Annotated in this window: 12 protein-coding genes; 3 read left to right on the plus strand and 9 right to left on the minus strand. The window is 72.4% G+C overall.

Features of this window, described 5'->3' with window-relative positions:
- Positions 1–62: 62 nt before the first annotated feature.
- Positions 63–1,607 carry an IMP dehydrogenase gene (gene guaB, locus AC0VX2_RS08465; protein WP_036317607.1) on the minus strand — a complete coding sequence of 515 codons (1,545 nt, stop codon included), beginning with the start codon at positions 1,605–1,607 and terminating at the stop codon, positions 63–65.
- A gap of 185 nt (positions 1,608–1,792) precedes the next feature.
- Between guaB and AC0VX2_RS08470 the strand changes: the two genes are divergently transcribed.
- Positions 1,793–3,226 carry a dicarboxylate/amino acid:cation symporter gene (locus tag AC0VX2_RS08470; protein WP_069941276.1) on the plus strand — a complete coding sequence of 478 codons (1,434 nt, stop codon included), beginning with the start codon at positions 1,793–1,795 and terminating at the stop codon, positions 3,224–3,226.
- 1 nt (position 3,227) lies between these two features.
- On the opposite strand, the gene AC0VX2_RS08475 is transcribed toward AC0VX2_RS08470, so the two are convergent.
- The 3 genes from AC0VX2_RS08475 to groES form a co-directional block, all read right to left on the minus strand.
- Positions 3,228–5,183 carry a BCCT family transporter gene (locus AC0VX2_RS08475; protein WP_144860249.1) on the minus strand — a complete coding sequence of 652 codons (1,956 nt, stop codon included), beginning with the start codon at positions 5,181–5,183 and terminating at the stop codon, positions 3,228–3,230.
- A 121-nt stretch (positions 5,184–5,304) separates the two neighbouring features.
- Positions 5,305–6,912, minus strand: coding sequence for a chaperonin GroEL (gene groL / locus AC0VX2_RS08480; RefSeq protein WP_113913789.1), 1,608 nt, complete (start codon positions 6,910–6,912; stop codon positions 5,305–5,307).
- Positions 6,913–7,020: 108 nt separating this feature from the next.
- Positions 7,021–7,317, minus strand: a complete 297-nt coding sequence (groES, locus tag AC0VX2_RS08485) for a co-chaperone GroES (protein ID WP_002857590.1) — start codon at positions 7,315–7,317, stop codon at positions 7,021–7,023.
- Between the two features lie 634 nt (positions 7,318–7,951).
- Between groES and AC0VX2_RS08490 the strand changes: the two genes are divergently transcribed.
- Positions 7,952–8,929 carry a hypothetical protein gene (locus tag AC0VX2_RS08490; protein WP_070708754.1) on the plus strand — a complete coding sequence of 326 codons (978 nt, stop codon included), beginning with the start codon at positions 7,952–7,954 and terminating at the stop codon, positions 8,927–8,929.
- Between the two features lie 205 nt (positions 8,930–9,134).
- Here AC0VX2_RS08490 and AC0VX2_RS08495 read toward each other — a convergent pair whose 3' ends face one another.
- The 5 genes from AC0VX2_RS08495 to AC0VX2_RS08515 all read right to left on the minus strand — a co-directional run bounded on the left by AC0VX2_RS08495 (position 9,135) and on the right by AC0VX2_RS08515 (position 14,589).
- Positions 9,135–9,890 carry an iron ABC transporter ATP-binding protein gene (locus tag AC0VX2_RS08495; protein WP_002857584.1) on the minus strand — a complete coding sequence of 252 codons (756 nt, stop codon included), beginning with the start codon at positions 9,888–9,890 and terminating at the stop codon, positions 9,135–9,137.
- A complete protein-coding gene (locus tag AC0VX2_RS08500) occupies positions 9,887–10,975 on the minus strand; it encodes an iron chelate uptake ABC transporter family permease subunit (RefSeq protein WP_036315899.1) in 1,089 nt (362 codons plus the stop codon). The genes AC0VX2_RS08495 and AC0VX2_RS08500 overlap by 4 nt, the downstream gene beginning before the upstream one ends.
- Complete coding sequence (locus tag AC0VX2_RS08505) at positions 10,968–12,026, minus strand: ABC transporter permease (protein ID WP_081339222.1); 1,059 nt, start codon at positions 12,024–12,026, stop codon at positions 10,968–10,970. Before AC0VX2_RS08505 ends, AC0VX2_RS08500 begins: the two co-directional genes overlap by 8 nt.
- Positions 12,023–13,087 (minus strand): siderophore ABC transporter substrate-binding protein, encoded by a 1,065-nt coding sequence (locus AC0VX2_RS08510; protein WP_069941273.1) that lies wholly within the window; start codon positions 13,085–13,087, stop codon positions 12,023–12,025. Before AC0VX2_RS08510 ends, AC0VX2_RS08505 begins: the two co-directional genes overlap by 4 nt.
- Before the next feature lie 170 nt (positions 13,088–13,257).
- Positions 13,258–14,589: a THUMP-like domain-containing protein gene (locus AC0VX2_RS08515; protein WP_069941272.1), complete on the minus strand. Its 1,332-nt coding sequence runs from the start codon at positions 14,587–14,589 to the stop codon at positions 13,258–13,260.
- A 69-nt stretch (positions 14,590–14,658) separates the two neighbouring features.
- Between AC0VX2_RS08515 and AC0VX2_RS08520 the strand changes: the two genes are divergently transcribed.
- Positions 14,659–15,855: a glutamate--cysteine ligase gene (locus AC0VX2_RS08520; protein ID WP_069941271.1), complete on the plus strand. Its 1,197-nt coding sequence runs from the start codon at positions 14,659–14,661 to the stop codon at positions 15,853–15,855.
- Positions 15,856–15,882 lie beyond the last annotated feature (27 nt).

Below are 15,882 nucleotides of genomic sequence, written 5' to 3' on the forward strand. Positions count from 1 at the left end.
CGGCGCCGACCGTGTCGTCGGCGCCGCCCCGTCCGGGGGCTCCCCCGGACCCGACGTGCGGGTCAGCGCGAACGGTAGTTCGGGGCCTCGACGGTCATCATGATGTCGTGCGGGTGGGACTCCTTCAGGCCCGCCGCGGTGATGCGCACGAAGCGACCGTTCTCCTTGAGATCGGCCACCGTGGACGCGCCCGTGTAGAACATCGTCTGGCGCAGGCCGCCCACGAGCTGGTGGACCACCGAGGCGATCGGACCCCGGAAGGGCACCTGGCCCTCGATGCCCTCGGGGATCAGCTTGTCCTCGTCCGGCACGTCCGCCTGGAAGTAGCGGTCCTTGGAGAAGGAGCGCGTGCCGTTGCGGGTCTGCATGGCGCCCAGGGACCCCATGCCGCGGTAGGTCTTGAACTGCTTGCCCTGGTAGAACACGAGGTCGCCCGGGGACTCGGCCGTGCCGGCCAGCAGGGAGCCGAGCATCACCGAGTCGGCGCCGGCCACGAGGGCCTTGCCGATGTCACCGGAGTGCTGCAGGCCGCCGTCGGCGATCAGCGGGACGCCCGCGGGGCGCGTGGCCTTGGCCGCCTCGTAGATGGCGGTGATCTGCGGGACGCCGACGCCGGCCACCACACGGGTCGTGCAGATCGAGCCCGGGCCCACGCCCACCTTCACGGCGTCCGCGCCGGCGTCGACGATCGCCTTGGCGCCCGCGTAGGTCGCGGCCTGACCGCCGATGACATCGACGTGCGCGGCCGCCTTCTCCTTCTTCAGGCGCGCGATCATGTCCAGCACGCCGTGCGTGTGGCCGTTCGCGGTGTCCACCACGAGGGCGTCCACACCCGCCTCGACGAGCGCCATGGCGCGCTCCCAGCCGTCGCCGAAGAAGCCGACGGCGCCGCCGACGAGCAGCCGGCCCTCGTCGTCCTTCGCGGCGTCCGGGTACTGCTCCGCCTTGTCGAAGTCCTTGATGGTGATCAGACCGGTCAGGCGGCCCGCATCGTCCACGAGCGGCAGCTTCTCCACGCGGTTCTGGGAGAACAGGCGGATGGTCTCGGCGCGCGAGATGCCCTCCTGCGCGGTGACCAGCGGCATGCGGGTCATGGCGGTGTCCACCGTGCGGGTGGCCCACTCCTCGCGCGGGATGAAGCGGGTGTCGCGGTTGGTGATGATGCCCAGCAGCGTCATGTCCTCGGCCACCACCGGCAGGCCCGAGACGCGGTACTGGGCGCACAGCTCGTCCAGGTCCGCGAGCGTGGCGTCCGGGCCGATGGTCACGGGGTCCTTGATCATCCCCGACTCGGAGCGCTTCACGGTGTCCACGTGGCGGGCCTGGTCCTCGATGGACAGGTTGCGGTGGATGATGCCCATGCCGCCCTGGCGGGCCATGGCGATGGCCAGCGGGGCCTCGGTCACGGTGTCCATCGCCGCGGAGACGATGGGGATGTTCAAGCGGATGTTGCGGGTCAGCCGGGTGCCCGTGTCCGCGTCCGCGGGGATCACGTCGGTGGCGTTGGGCAGCAGCAGGACGTCGTCATAGGTGAGGCCGAAGAAGCCGAAGGGATCCGAGGAGGAGTGGACGGGCTCGGGGCTGGGACCGGTGCTGGTGTTGGTCACGAAGGCGCCTTTCGGGACGGGTGTTTCCGCGATTCTATGCCCGGGGGTCAAACCGGCGACCCGGGTGCGGGCCACGTCACAGGGCCTCCGCGCTGGGCCACGCGAGGGCGAGACGGGCGTCACCACGACGTCACATGGCGCAATCCGTTTCGACGTCGTGGTATTAGAGCGCCTAACCTCCCCGGATGAGCACCGCACAGTCCTCCCCCGCACCGGCGCCCCGACGCCGGCTCCCCGCCTGGACGTCGAACTTCGGCTGGCAGATCGCCGCCGCCCTCGTCCTCGGCCTCGTCCTGGGCCTGATCGCCCGCGCGACGGGGCACACCTCCGAGCACCCGACCTGGCTCGGCGAGACGCTGGCCACCGTCGGCAGCATCTACATCAGCCTGCTGAAGGCCACGGTCGTCCCGCTGGTCTTCTTCGCCGTCGTCGCCTCCATCGCCAACCTGGCCCAGGTGACCAACGCGGCCCGCCTGGCCGCCAAGACCCTGCTGTGGTTCGCCATCACGAGCCTGATCGCGGTGCTCATCGGCCTCGCCGTCGGCGTCGTGCTGCAGCCGGGCGTGGGCACCGGCCAGACCGCGCCGGCGTCGTACCAGGCCAAGGACGTCGGCTGGCTCGACTTCCTGACCTCCCTGGTGCCGGCGAACTTCCTCGGCCTGACCGTCAAGACCACGGCGGGCGAGGACGGCGCGCTCGCCTCCTCCCCCACGTTCAACGTGCTGCAGATCCTCGTGATCGCGATCGTCGTGGGCGTGGCCGCGCTCAAGGTCGGCGAGAAGGCCGCCCCGTTCCTCACGTTCTCCCGCTCGGTGCTCGCGATCATCCAGAAGCTGCTGTGGTGGATCATCCGCCTGGCCCCGATCGGCACCATCGGCCTGCTGGGCAACGCCGTGGCCTCGTACGGCTGGTCCACGATGGGCACGCTGGCCAAGTTCGTGGTGGCGATCTACGTGGGCCTGGCCCTCGTGATGCTCGTGGTGTACCCGGTGCTGGCGCGCCTGCACGGGCTCTCCGTCAAGCAGTTCTTCACCGGCGTGTGGCCGGCGTTCCAGCTCGGCTTCGTCTCCCGCTCCTCCCTCGGCACGCTGCCCGTCACCCAGCGGGTGGCCGAGCGCAACTTCGGCGTGCCCACCGGCTACGCCTCCTTCGCCGTCCCGCTGGGCGCCACCACCAAGATGGACGGCTGCGCCGCGATCTACCCGGCCGTGGCCGCCGTGTTCATCGCCCAGTTCTACGGGATCGACATGAGCCTGAGCCAGTACGCCCTCGTGGCACTCGTGTCCGTGCTGGGCTCGGCCGCGACCGCCGGCACCACCGGCGCCACCGTGATGCTCACGCTCACGCTGTCCACCGCCGGGCTGCCCCTCGAGGGCATGGCCCTGCTCCTGGCCGTCGACCCGATCGTGGACATGGGCCGCACCGCCCTCAACGTGTCCGGCCAGGCCCTCATCCCCGCGCTCGTGGCCTCCCAGGAGGGCATCCTCGACCGGGACCGCTACGACGCCCCGCGCGGCGACATCTTCGGCGAGGACGAGGAGGAGATCGTCGAGGCCCGCGCCCACGCGACCGCCGACTCCCGCGCCGAGCTCGTCGGCACCCCGGAGCCGCGCGCCTGAGTCAGCGACCGGACGGGCCCGCTCCGGCGGGTCCGTCCGCGCCGGCCCCGTCCCCCTCGTCCAGGTACTCGCCCAGCACGTAGTCGTAGTCCACGGGGTTCCCGTCCTCGTCCGTGCGGCGGTACCAGTCGGTGATCTCCGCGGCGGTGGAGTCGAACCCCTCGCCGGCCGCGTACCAGCTGCCCGGCGGGGTGCGCTCCACCGTGAACGCGAAGTCGTCCCCGTACTCCACCAGGCCCCGCACCGTCGCCTTCTCGACGGCGGCCCGCTGGTACCGGTCACGGATCGCGAAGGGGTCGTTGGCCAGTTCGCGCTGGAGTGCGACCGCCATGAGGACGAGCACCACGGTGAACGGCAGCGCCGTGATGGTGATGAGGTTCTGCAGGCCGGTGAGCGCGGTGTCGCCGCCGGTCAGCAGCATCACAACGGCGATGCCCGCCATGCACAGTGCCCAGAACACCGTGATCGTGCGGCGCGGGGCCGGGGCGCCGCGCTGCGAGAGCTGCGAGTTCACAATCGAGGCGGAGTCCGCCGTCGTGATGAAGAAGACCGCCAGCATGACGATCACGACCGGGGCCACCAGCCCGCCGCCGGGCAGCTGGTCCAGGACCACCCAGAAGATCTCCGCCGGCGCGGGCAGCGAGGCGGCCGTGCCGTCCGGCGCCACGGAGCCCTGCGTCCGCTGCAGCCAGATGGTGGTGCCGCCGATGATCGTGAACGCGCCGACGATCACCGCGGCCGGGATGAACAGGGCGCCGAGGACGTACTGGCGGATGGTCCGACCCTTCGAGATCTTCGCCATGAACACGCCCACGAACGGGGCCCAGCTGACCCACCACGCCCAGTAGAAGATCGTCCAGCTGGAGAGGAACTCCTGCATGTCCTCCCCCTGGGCCATCGAGGCGCCGAGGGCGTCCGGGGCGGAGGAGACGTAGTCCATCAGGACGCCGGGCACGGTGTTCAGCAGGAACGCCGTCGGGCCGACGACGAAGAAGAACAGCGCCAGGCCGAGGGCGAGCAGCATGTTGATGTTGGACAGCCACCGGATGCCGCGGGCCACACCGGACACCGCCGAGAAGATGGTGCCGATCGTGAGCACCACGATGATCCCCAGCGCCACCGTGTTCCCCGGCGCCGACCAGCCCGAGACGATCTCCACGCCGCGGCCGATCTGCAGGGCGCCGATGCCCAGCGAGGCCGCCGTGCCGAACAGTGTGGCGATGATCGCGAGCCCGTCGATCAGGCGCGCGCCGACGGAGTCGCTGCGCTGGGAGTCGCCGAACAGCGGCGCGATGATCGAGCTCATCAGCGGCACCCGGCCCCGGCGGTAGGACACGTAGCCGACCGACAGGCCGACGACCGCGTAGATCGCCCACGCGTTCACGCCCCAGTGCAGCGCGGCCTGGGCCAGCGCGCCCGTCACCGCCTCCTCGCTCCCCGCCTCGTACGCCCCCGGGCGCGGGGCCAGGTAGTAGGTCAGCGGCTCGTACGGGCCGAAGAAGATGATGCCGATGCCGATGCCGGCCGCGAAGAGCATGGCCGACCAGCTCGCCGTGGAGTACTCCGGCTTCTCCCCGTCCAGGCCCAGCGGGATCTCGCCGTACCGAGAGAACGCCAGGGCCAGCAGGAACACCACCATCCCGATGGCCAGCAGGGCGAACAGCCAGCCGGCGTGGACCATCACCCAGTCGAGGGCCGCGCTCGAGACGGCCAGCACGGCGTCCGGCTGCAGCACGCCCCACACCACGAAGCCGACCACCAGCAGGCCGACGACGGCGAGGATCACCCGGTCCACGCCGTAGCGCACCCGGCGGTCCTCCACGGACACGCCCGGCACGAGGGCCGGGTGGATGCCGTGCGGATAGGAGAACTCGCGGACGAAGCGGCGCAGCCGTGGCCGGGCCGGGGTCCGGGTCGTGTGGGACCCGGTGGGACGGGGCGGCGTGGGTGTGTCCATGGGGACACCATAGGGGGCGCGCCGGACGGCGGTCGTCTCCCGCCCGCACGACGACGGCCCCTCACCCGGGCGGGCGAGGGGCCGTCGTCGTCGGCCGGCCGCGTCAGGGCCGACGGAGGGGTCAGTGCTGGTGGCCGGCCTCGTCCTCCTCGGCGGGCTTGTCCGCCACGAGGGTCTCGGTGGTCAGCACGAGGGCCGCGATGGAGGCGGCGTTGGCCAGCGCGGAGCGGGTCACCTTGACCGGGTCGATCACGCCGTCGGCGATCAGGTCGCCGTAGACGCCGGTCTTCGCGTTGAAGCCGTGGTTCGGCTCCAGCTCGGCGACCTTGGAGACCACCACGTAGCCGTCCTCGCCCGCGTTCTGGGCGATCCAGCGCAGCGGCTGCTTCAGGGCCTTGCGGACGATGTCCACGCCCACGGCGGCGTCGCCGGTCAGGGCCTGGACGTTGGCGTCGGTGTCGAGCACGCTCAGCGCGTTGATGAGCGCGGTGCCCCCGCCGGCCACGATGCCCTCCTCGAGGGCGGCGCGGGTCGAGGACACGGCGTCCTCGATGCGGTGCTTGCGCTCCTTGAGCTCCACCTCGGTGGCGGCGCCCACGCGGATCACGCCGATGCCGCCGGAGAGCTTGGCGAGGCGCTCCTGGAGCTTCTCGCGGTCCCAGTCGGAGTCGGTCGCGGCGGACTCGGCCTTGATCTGGGCGACCCGGGCCTCGACGTCCTCGGCCGCACCGCCGCCGTCGACGATGGTGGTCTCGTCCTTGGTGACGGTGATGCGGCGGGCGGAGCCGAGCACGTCCAGGTCGGCCTGCTCGAGCTTCATGCCGAGGTCCGGGGAGACGACCTGGGCGCCGGTGAGGATCGCGATGTCCTGCATCATGGCCTTGCGGCGGTCGCCGAAGCCCGGGGCCTTGACGGCCACGACGTTCAGGGTGCCGCGGATCTTGTTCACCACGAGGGTGGACAGGGCCTCGCCCTCGATGTCCTCGGCGATCACGAACAGCGGCTTGTTGGCCTGCAGGACCTTCTCCAGCAGGGGCAGCAGCTCCTGTACGTTGGAGATCTTGCCCGAGTTGATCAGGACGTAGGCGTCCTCGAGCACGGCCTCCTGACGCTCGGCGTCGGTGACCATGTACGGGGACAGGAAGCCCTTGTCGAACTGCATGCCCTCGGTGACGTCCAGCTCGGTGGAGGTCGTGGAGGACTCCTCGATGGTGATGACGCCGTCGGTGCCGACCGTGTCGAACGCGCGGGCCAGCAGCTCGCCGACCTCGTCGTTCTGGGCCGAGATGGCGGCCACGTGGGCCACCTCCTGGCCCTCGACCGGGCGGGCGTTCTCCTGCAGGCGCCGCTCGACGGCGGCCACGGCCACCTCGATGCCCTTCTTGACCTCGCCCGGCGCGGCGCCGGCGGCGACCTGGCGCATGCCCTCGTTCACGAGCGCCTGGGCCAGCACGGTGGCGGTGGTGGTGCCGTCGCCCGCGATGTCGTTGGTCTTGGTGGCGACCTCCTTGGCGAGCTGGGCGCCCATGTTCTCGTACGGGTCCTCCAGCTCCACCTCACGGGCGATCGTGACGCCGTCGTTGGTGATGGTGGGGGCGCCCCACGCCTTGTCGAGCACCACGTTGCGGCCCTTGGGGCCGAGGGTGACCTTGACGGTGTCGGCGAGCTTGTCGATGCCGGCCTGGAGGGCGCGGCGTGCGTCGTCGTTGAAAGCCAGCTGCTTGGCCATGACGGACGCTCCTTTCGTTCAGGGAGTCAGGGGGTGCGGGGACGCGAGGGGCCCGGGGCGCGCGCACCGGTGCGGTGCGCGCCGCTCACCGGGCCCGTCGCGGCGGGGTCACTTGGTGACGACGGCCAGCACGTCGCGGGCGGAGAGCACCAGGTACTCCTCGCCGCCGACCTTGACCTCGGTGCCGCCGTACTTGGAGTACAGCACGACGTCACCCTCGGCGACGTCGACGGGCACGCGGTTGCCGTTCTCGGCGACCCGGCCCGGGCCCACGGCCACGACCTGGCCCTCCTGCGGCTTCTCCTTGGCGGTGTCCGGGATCACGAGGCCCGACGCGGTGGTCTGCTCGGCCTCCAGGGGGCGGACAACGATGCGATCCTCGAGGGGCTTGATGGAGACAGACATGCTGCACACTCCTTCTTCGTCGACATGCGGCTCCGGCGGGCTCGCCGGTCCGCTGATGCTGTGGTCTGCGGGTGCGCCACGGGCGTCAGACCCTCCGTCGTCGCGGTGCCGGACGGTCCACCTCGGGCATTGGCACCCGGTACCCCCGAGTGCCAGTCCTGACTCTACTCCGGGTTCTGGCACTCCTTCAACATGAGTGCCAGCCGTGTCCCCGCCGTCCGCCGCGGGCGGAGGCGTGGGGCGCGGTGCGGTGGGATGCCGTGGGGCGGCGGGCGGGGCGGGTTCCGGGCCCAAGAGCACGCGGAGTGGTCACGACTGCGGCCCGCAACCTGTCCCTCCCCCACTCCCCGCCCTCCCCCCTCCCCCCTCCGTGGGCAGAAACCGCACCCCCGCCCATCGCGTGGGCAGCATCCGCAGGTTTTCGGTCTCCGTGGGCAGAAGCGCCCTCTCTTCTGCCCACGGATGTTGCGTGGGCGGAACTCCTCGCAGTTCTGCCCACCGAGCCATGACGACGTCGTCCCGGCGGGACAACCGGCCGCCGCCGAGTCCTGCACAGCCGGCCCACCCCGCGCCGGTGTGCACAGACACGCGGCCCGCCCGGCCGTCGTCGGGCCGACCGCGTCAAGGTCGACCCATGTCCTTCGCCCCCGATCTCCCCCTCGTCCCCGTCTTCACCACCCGCGACGTGCTCGAACGCGGTCTGCCGCCCAGCCGGGTGCGGCGGTCCGACGTCCTCCGCCTCGCCCGCGGCATCCACCGTCGCCGTGACATGCCGCTGCGCACCTGGGAGTCGGCTGGGCTCCCGCCGCCGCACCACGGGGTCGGCCTCGACCTGCTGACCGCCCTCCTGCGGTCCCGTCCCGACGCCGTTCTCTCCCACGAGACGGCGGCGCACCTCCACGGCCTCCCGCTTCCCCCGGGCGGGGCCACGCGACGCGCCGCCGTCGAGATCACGTTGCACCGCGGCACCGCACGGGCGCGGATCCCCGGCGTCATGGAGCACCGCAGACCCCTGCCCGCCGGCCACGTCACCTCCGTGCTCGGGCTACGGGTGACGACGCCGGAACGGACCTGGCTCGATCTGTGCTCGATCGGCCACCCCTGGGACGAGGCATCCCTCGTGTCGGCGGGTGACCACCTGGTCCGTCACCCCTGGTCCCCGCGCGGCCGGCGGCCTCCCATCACCACGGTCACCGCGCTGCACGAGGCGATGCGGCCGCTCGGGCGGTTCGTCGGAAGACCGCGGGCGACGGCGGCGCTCGAGCGCGTACGGGTGGGTGCCGACTCGCCGCAGGAGACCCGGCTGAGGCTGGCGCTCGTCGAGGCGGGGCTGGGCGAGCCGACGCTGCAGCACGTGTTCGACCCCGGGCGGCGGGACGCCCCCGAGGCCGATCTGTGGTTCGAGGACTGCCGGCTCGTCCTCCAGTACGACGGCGAGGTGCACCGGAGTGCCGAGCAACACGCCCGGGACGCCCGGCGAGACCAGTACTACGCGGAGCGTGGGCAGATGACCCTGCACGTCACGGGCCGGGACGTCGGCGAGGGATATGCGCGGGTGATCGAGGCCGTCCTCAGACGACGGGCACAGGTCTCGAACGGCTGGGATGCCTGACGTCGTCGTCGCGTATGGCCCTGCCGTCCATGCGCAGGGGTTCCGTGGGCAGAAGCGAGGGTGCTTCTGCCCACGGAACCTGGAAACACGCGGGTTCTGCCCCCGGAAGGCGAGACCCGGCGGGTTCTGCCCACGGAACGCTCGCGTCGGCCGGGCACCCGACCCCCGCCCGGACCGACCCGGGCCGGCCTCACCGTCGCCCCGCTCAGTAGTACACGGCCAGCGGCCCGTGCGGTCCGTCCACCACGCTGCAGGGGGTCTTGAAGATCCGCTCCAGCACCTCAGGGCGCAGGATCTCGGCCGGGGTGCCGGTCTCCACCACCTGGCCGTCGCCCATGGCCACGATCCGGTCGGCGTAGTGGGCGGCGAAGTTGATGTCGTGCAGCACGATCACCACGGTCCGGCCCAGCTCGTCGGCCGCCCGACGCAGCTGCTGCATCATCTGCACCGAGTGCTGCATGTCCAGGTTGTTCAGCGGCTCGTCCAGCAGCACGTACTCGGTGTTCTGCGCCAGCACCATCGCCACGTACGCCCGCTGCCGCTGGCCGCCCGAGAGCTGGTCGAGGTACCGGTTCTCGAACGGGCCGAGGTTGAGGAAGTCGATCGCGTCGGACACGTGCCGCTCGTCCTCCAGGGTCAGCCGGCCGCGCGTGTACGGGTAGCGCCCGAACCCCACGAGCTGCCGCACGGTCAGCCGCGTCACGAAGTGGTTCTCCTGCCGCAGGATGGACAGGGTCTGCGCGATCTTCCGGGACGGCGTCGTGGTGATGTCGTGCCCGCCCACGGCGATCGTCCCGGCGTCGGCGTCCTGCAGCCGGCCGATCATCGTCAGCAGCGTGGACTTGCCCGCCCCGTTGGGCCCCACGAGCGCGGTCACTCCCCCGGCCTGGATGTCCAGGTCCACGGGTCCGATGCACACCTCATCGCTGTGGCGCTTCACCACGCCGCGCAGCTCGATCACAGACGTCCCTTTCTCATCACGACGACCAGGAAGGTGATGCCGCCGATCAGCTCGATGACCACCGTGACCGCACCCCCCGCGTAGAACACGTGCCGCAGCACGAAGTAGGCGCTCGTGAGCACCGCGTACCCGGCCAGCGCCGCCACCGGGAGGATGAACCGGTGGTCGTGGGTGTCGACGAGGCTGTACGCCAGCGTCGCCACGAGGAAGCCGAGGAACGTCATCGGGCCCACGAGCGCGGTGGTCATGGCCATCAGCACGGAGACCAGCAGCAGCGTCACCATGAGCTCGCGCCGGTGGTGCAGGCCCAGGTTGGTCGCGGCGTCGGCGCCGAGCGCCACCGTGTTCAGGCGGCGGGAGCGCAGCCACAGCAGCGCGCACACGACGACGGCGATGGGCGCGGCGATCGCCACGTACTCGGTCCGGGCGTTGGAGATGTTGCCGAAGAGCCGCGCGCTCAGCAGGTCGAACGAGTTCGGGTCCAGCAGTCGCTGCATGAACGTGCTCAGCGCGGCCAGCCCGCCGCCCAGCACCACGCCCACGAGCAGCATCAGATGGACGCTGCCGTAGGGCCGGGAGAGCAGCCACGAGTACAGGGCCGTCGCCAGCGCCACCATGAGCGCGGCCTGGGCGAGGAACGGCCCCACCCCGGTCAGCACCGCGACGCCGGCGGCTCCCAGCACGTACACGGCGACGGTCGACACGGCCGTGTAGAGCGCCTCGAACCCCATGATCGAGGGCGTGATGATGCGGTTGCCCGTCACCGTGTGGAAGGTGACGGTCGCGAAGGAGTGGCACAGCGCCACGATGCCGATCACGCCCAGGGACTCCACGCGCATCCGCGCGATCATCCAGAACGCGCGCGAACCGGGTTCGGCCTCGTTGCCCCACAGCAGGATCCCGGCGGTGGAGAGCACGGCGACGGCGGCCAGCACGGCGACGACGACCGCATACCTCCGGCGGTCGGCGGCGGTGACGAACGCGCCGGACCGGCGCGGGGCGTCGGCCTCGACGGGCCCGGCCGCGGTGGCGCCACCGGGCGGGGCGGGGATGCGACCCGGGGCGGTCGCGAGCGGCTCAGCCATGCTTGGCCTGCCTCAGCAGCAGGGCGAGGAACACGATCGCGCCCACGAGGCCCAGGATCAGCGAGATGGGCACCTCGAACGGGGCGATCACGGTGCGCCCGATCAGGTCGCAGACGATCACGATCCACACGCCGACCATGACCACCCAGGGCAGGTTCGTCCGCAGGTTGTCGCCGCGCACCATGGACACGAGGTTGGGGACCACGAGCCCCAGGAACGGGAGGGCCCCGATCACCACGGTGACCACGCCGGTGGCCACGGCCACCATGGCCACGCCGGTGAGGATCACGGCGCCGTAGTTGAGGCCGACGTTCGTGGCGACGTCCTTGCCGAGGCCGGCCACGGTGAAGCGGTCCGCGATGACGAAGACCGCCACGCACACGATCAGCACGAGGAAGAGCAGCTCATACCGGCCGCGGACCACGGAGGTGAACGAGCCCGCGAACCACGCGCCCACCTGCTGCAGCATGTCCGTCTGGAGGGCGAGGAACGTCGACGCGGCGCCCACGACGGCGCCGAGCATGATGCCCACGATCGGCACGATGAGGGAGGACTGCAGGCGCACCCGCCGCAGGAAGAGGAAGAAGACGAGGGTGCCGACGAAGGCGAAGAGGATGGCCCCGACCATCCGGGTCACCAGGCCCGCACCCGGCACGAGCACCATGGTCACCAGCAGGCCGAGGCCGGCCCACTCGGTGGTGCCCGTGGTGCTGGGCTCCACGAAGCGGTTCTGCGTCATGAGCTGCATGATCAGCCCGCACATCGCCATCGAGGCGCCGGCCAGCACGAGGGCGACCGTGCGCGGCACGCGCGTGATGGCGAACATCTCGCGTCCGCCCTCCGCGCCGACGTCGTACACGCCCACGAACAGCGAGACCACGACGAGGGCCGCGGTCACCACGACGCCGACCAGCAGCGGCCAGGTGCGCTGCCAGCGGGTGCGCTCGGGCCGCAGGACGGCGGGCGGGACCCAGCACACGCGGTCGCCCCGCCCCGGCTCCTCGAGCCGGGGCGGGGCGTCGGCGACGTGGTGACGCACGTCGAGAGTCACTGCGCGCCTTCGAAGGCCTTCGCGAGGTCCTCCATGACGGTGGTGTGGTTCTGGATGTCCTCGGCGACGTAGAAGTCGGCGGGCAGGTACACGATGTTGCCCTCCTTCACCGCGGTCACGTCCTGGAGGGCCTCGGAGCGCTCGATCAGCTCGGCGGCGGTGGCGTTCTCCTCGCCGATGGCGGCGTCGCGGTCCATGACGATCAGCCAGTCCGGGTTCGACTTCGCGATGGCCTCGACGGAGATGTCGTCGCCCTGGTGGTTGTCGGTGCCCGACTGCTCGAGGGCCGGGGTCAGCTCCAGCATGTCGAAGAACGGGCCGATGGCGCGACCGGTGCTGGGCGCGACGTACGACAGCTCTCCGCCCGAGGCGATGAGGCCCATGACGGTCTGCTCGGGGTCGTAGGCGTCCTTGGCGCGCTGGGTGGCGGCGTCGAAGTCGGCGATGAGCTTCTCGGCATCGGCCTCGTGGCCGGTGGCCTCGCCCAGCAGGGTGGTCAGCTCCTTCAGGCCCTCGTCCATGGGGGTCTGCGTGACGTCGAAGTCCGTGTCCACGACGGCGGCGTCGCCGGTCAGCTCGTCGATCTCGGCCTTGCGCTCGTTGAACCGCTGGCCGTTGAACACGACGTCCGGCTCGGCGGTGACGAACAGCTCCATGTCCGGCTCCCGGTGGTTGCCGATGTCGGCGACCGAGTCGTCCTGGAGGTAGGAGGGCCCGCCCTCGCCCTTGTACATGATCTGCTTCGGCGCGGCCGACAGCTCGACGCCCCAGTCGTCCAGCGTGCGGAAGGTGCGGTTGTCCGTGGCGATGACGGAGTCGACCTCCTCCGGCAGGGTGACCTCGGCGCCGGACATGTCGGTGACGGTGACCCCGGTCGCGATGCCGCCCGAGGCGGCCGAGGAGCCGCCGGCGGCGCTCGCGGAGGCCGAGGACTCGCCGGAGGCGCTCGCGGAGGACGAGCCCGTGGCCGCGCCGCCGGCGGAGCAGCCGACGAGGGCGAGGGCCGCCACCGAGGTCAGGGCGAGACGGGCGAGGCGGGGGGCGCGGGCGGAACGCGGCATGGTTCTCCTTCTGGGCGGCGGGGCTGCCCCGGGATGAGCAGTCGGGGTGGTGGGCGCGCTCCCGTAGAGGTGAGCCTTGCCTCAGTCGAATACCGTACACGAGGGTGCCGTAATCCCCCAACGGGGGTTCGACGGCTCCCGCCGCCCGGGGCCCCCGGCCTCGAGCCCCGTCAGTCCAACGGCGTCACCTCGAGGGCGAACCGCGACCGACCCACGCGCGCCAGCACGAGGGTGGCGTGCCGTCCGGCCCCGCCACGCCGGCCCGGCTTCGCCCCGCCGAGGACGGCGCGACGCACCTCCTCGGGCGTCTCGCGGATGCCCCGCTTCTTCACGTCCAGCCGGCCCACCCCGGTCTCCTTCGCCCAGCGCCGCAGGGAGGCCAGGTGGAAGCCGTGCACCGCCTCGATCCGATGGGCGCGGGCCAGGCCGTCCCGCACCGGCTCGGGCGCGACGAGGTAGGCCAGGTGGGGGTCCAGCTGCCGCGTCGGCACGGGCCAGGACGCGGCCAGGTCCGTCACGAGTCCGGCCCGGATGACGGCGCCGTCCGGCTCGTGCAGGACCGCGCCGACGAGCCCCGCCATGCCCTCCTCCCCCACGGCCTCGACCTCGGGCGAGTCGCCAAAGTCCGCGCCGGAGACGAGCTGCGCCGTCGTCGTCTTCCCGCCCCGGACGGTCATGACGCGCGCCGCCCGCCGCACCCCGGGGCGGGCCGCCGCGTTGAACCACAGGGCGGCCTCCACGACGTCGCCGTCGACGCTCACCCACTCGGCCTCGGCGCCCTCCGGCACGGCCTCGTGCGGAAGCCCCGGGCCGAGCTTGACCCCGACCGGCACGCCCGTCGCGGCGATGTCCGTCACGACGCTCAGGGGCGGGGAGAACGCCTCGGGGTCGAACACGCGCGCGGACCCGCCCCCGCCGACCTGACGGCGGGCGGGGTCCAGCCACACCGCGTCCGCCTCGGCGGGCACGTGGGCGCGGGCCCAGGCCACGGCGTCGCCGTGCACCACACGCGCACCGCCGAGGCCGGCGAGGTTCACCTCGGCGGCCGCGGCGACGACGGCGTCCCGCTCCACCGCCACGACGTCCAGGCCCCGGTCGGCGAAGGCGCGCGCGTCCAGGCCGAGACCGCAGCCGAGGTCGGCGACGCACCGGGCCCCCGCGGCCGCCAGCCGGTCCGCGTGCAGGCCCGCGACCAGCGGGCGGGTGGCCTGCTCCAAGCCGTCGCGGGTGAACAGCATCCGGCGCGCCTGCCGCCCGAGGCGGACCTCCGCCCGGGACCGCAGCGCGGCCTGGGTCAGCGCGGCGGCCACGCGCTCCGGAGGATGCCCGGCCGCACGCAGGCGGGAGGAGACCGCGAGCGCGTCGGCCTCCCGGTACCCGGCGAGGGAGTCGAGGAGCGCGCGGCCCTCCGGCTCGAGGACGGGGGCCAGGGCGGTGGCGTCCGCCTCCGAGGCGGCGGCCGTGGGGCGCGGCGGGCGGGAGGCGGGGCGGGGGCGGGCCATGCGCCCCACCCTAGGTCCGAAGCGTGGACCCCGGGCGCAGACCCGGCACGGGCTTCTAGGATGGGCGGCATAACTCTGCCCTTCGCCGACTCCGCGCAGTCCACTCTCGGAATCGAGTGGGAGCTCGCGCTCGTGGACGCCGTGTCCGGCGAGCTGCGCTCCGAGGCCCCGGACCTGCTGCGCGCCCTGCATGTGACCGAGGGCCTCGCCGAGGACGACGTGAACCCGCACATGACCAGCGAGCTCCTGCAGAACACGGTGGAGCTCGTCACGGGTGTGCACGAGCGCGTCGACGCCGCGACGGCGGACCTCGGCCGGATCGCCGCGCGCGTGGCCGACGCCGCGGCTGCGCGGGGCATCTCCCTGTTCTGCCAGGGCACGCACCCGTTCGCGGACGCGATCGCGCAGCCCTCGACGCCCAGTGAGCGCTACGACCGCATGCTGGATCTCACCCAGTACTGGGGTCGGCAGCTGCTGATCTTCGGCGTGCACGTGCACGTGGGCCTGGACGACGTCTCCAAGGCCATGCCGGTGGTGAACGGCCTGGTCAACCGAGTGCCGCACCTGCTCGCACTCTCGGCCTCCTCCCCCTTCTGGGCGGGCACGGACACGGGCTACCAGTCCCAGCGCACCCTCCTGTTCCAGCAGCTGCCCACGGCCGGCCTGCCGTTCCAGTTCCAGGAGTGGGAGGACTTCGAGCGCTGCGTGGCCCAGATGGAGCAGGTGGGCATGATCGCGGACGTCACCGAGTGCCGCTGGGACGTGCGGGCCGTGCCCCGCCTGGGCACGGTGGAGATGCGCGCGTGCGACGGCCTGGCCACGCTCGAGGAGATCGCCGCCGTGACCGCCTACACGCAGTGCCTCGTGGATGACCTGTCCGCGAGCCTGGAGCGCGGTGAGACGGTCGAGGTCCTGCCGCCGTGGCACGTGCAGGAGAACAAGTGGCGCGCCGCCCGGTACGGCATGGACGCCACCGTGATCGTGGACGCCCGGGGCACCCAGGTCCCGCTGGCGGAGCACCTGCCGGCGGAGATCGAGCGACTGACCCCGGTCGCCGAGCGGCTGGGCTGCGCGGCGGAGCTCGCCGGCGTCCAGGCGATGATCGACGACGGCGGCGCCGCGCGTCAGCGTCGTGTGGAGGCACAGGCCCTGGCCGGCCCGCCGGCCGCGGGTGAGGACACGGATGACGCGGTGGCCCCGCTGCGCGCGGTCGTGCTGGACGCCGCCGCCCGCACCCGCGCGTCGCTGGACGGCCGCGCCGGCTGAGCGGCCGCTCCCCCGGCGAGGCTGCGG

It is taken from the genome of Micrococcus sp. iso_239, assembly GCF_056173395.1.

What these genes read in the sequence shown, in the direction of transcription:
- AC0VX2_RS08515 (WP_069941272.1), bottom strand. Translation starts at nt 14,589, where the DNA reads ATGGCCCGCCCCCGCCCCGCCTCCCGCCCGCCGCGCCCCACGGCCGCC.
- AC0VX2_RS08475 (WP_144860249.1), bottom strand. Translation starts at nt 5,183, where the DNA reads ATGGACACACCCACGCCGCCCCGTCCCACCGGGTCCCACACGACCCGG.
- AC0VX2_RS08470 (WP_069941276.1), top strand. Translation starts at nt 1,793, where the DNA reads ATGAGCACCGCACAGTCCTCCCCCGCACCGGCGCCCCGACGCCGGCTC.
- AC0VX2_RS08490 (WP_070708754.1), top strand. Translation starts at nt 7,952, where the DNA reads ATGTCCTTCGCCCCCGATCTCCCCCTCGTCCCCGTCTTCACCACCCGC.
- AC0VX2_RS08500 (WP_036315899.1), bottom strand. Translation starts at nt 10,975, where the DNA reads ATGGCTGAGCCGCTCGCGACCGCCCCGGGTCGCATCCCCGCCCCGCCC.
- groES (WP_002857590.1), bottom strand. Translation starts at nt 7,317, where the DNA reads ATGTCTGTCTCCATCAAGCCCCTCGAGGATCGCATCGTTGTCCGCCCC.
- groL (WP_113913789.1), bottom strand. Translation starts at nt 6,912, where the DNA reads ATGGCCAAGCAGCTGGCTTTCAACGACGACGCACGCCGCGCCCTCCAG.
- AC0VX2_RS08510 (WP_069941273.1), bottom strand. Translation starts at nt 13,087, where the DNA reads ATGCCGCGTTCCGCCCGCGCCCCCCGCCTCGCCCGTCTCGCCCTGACC.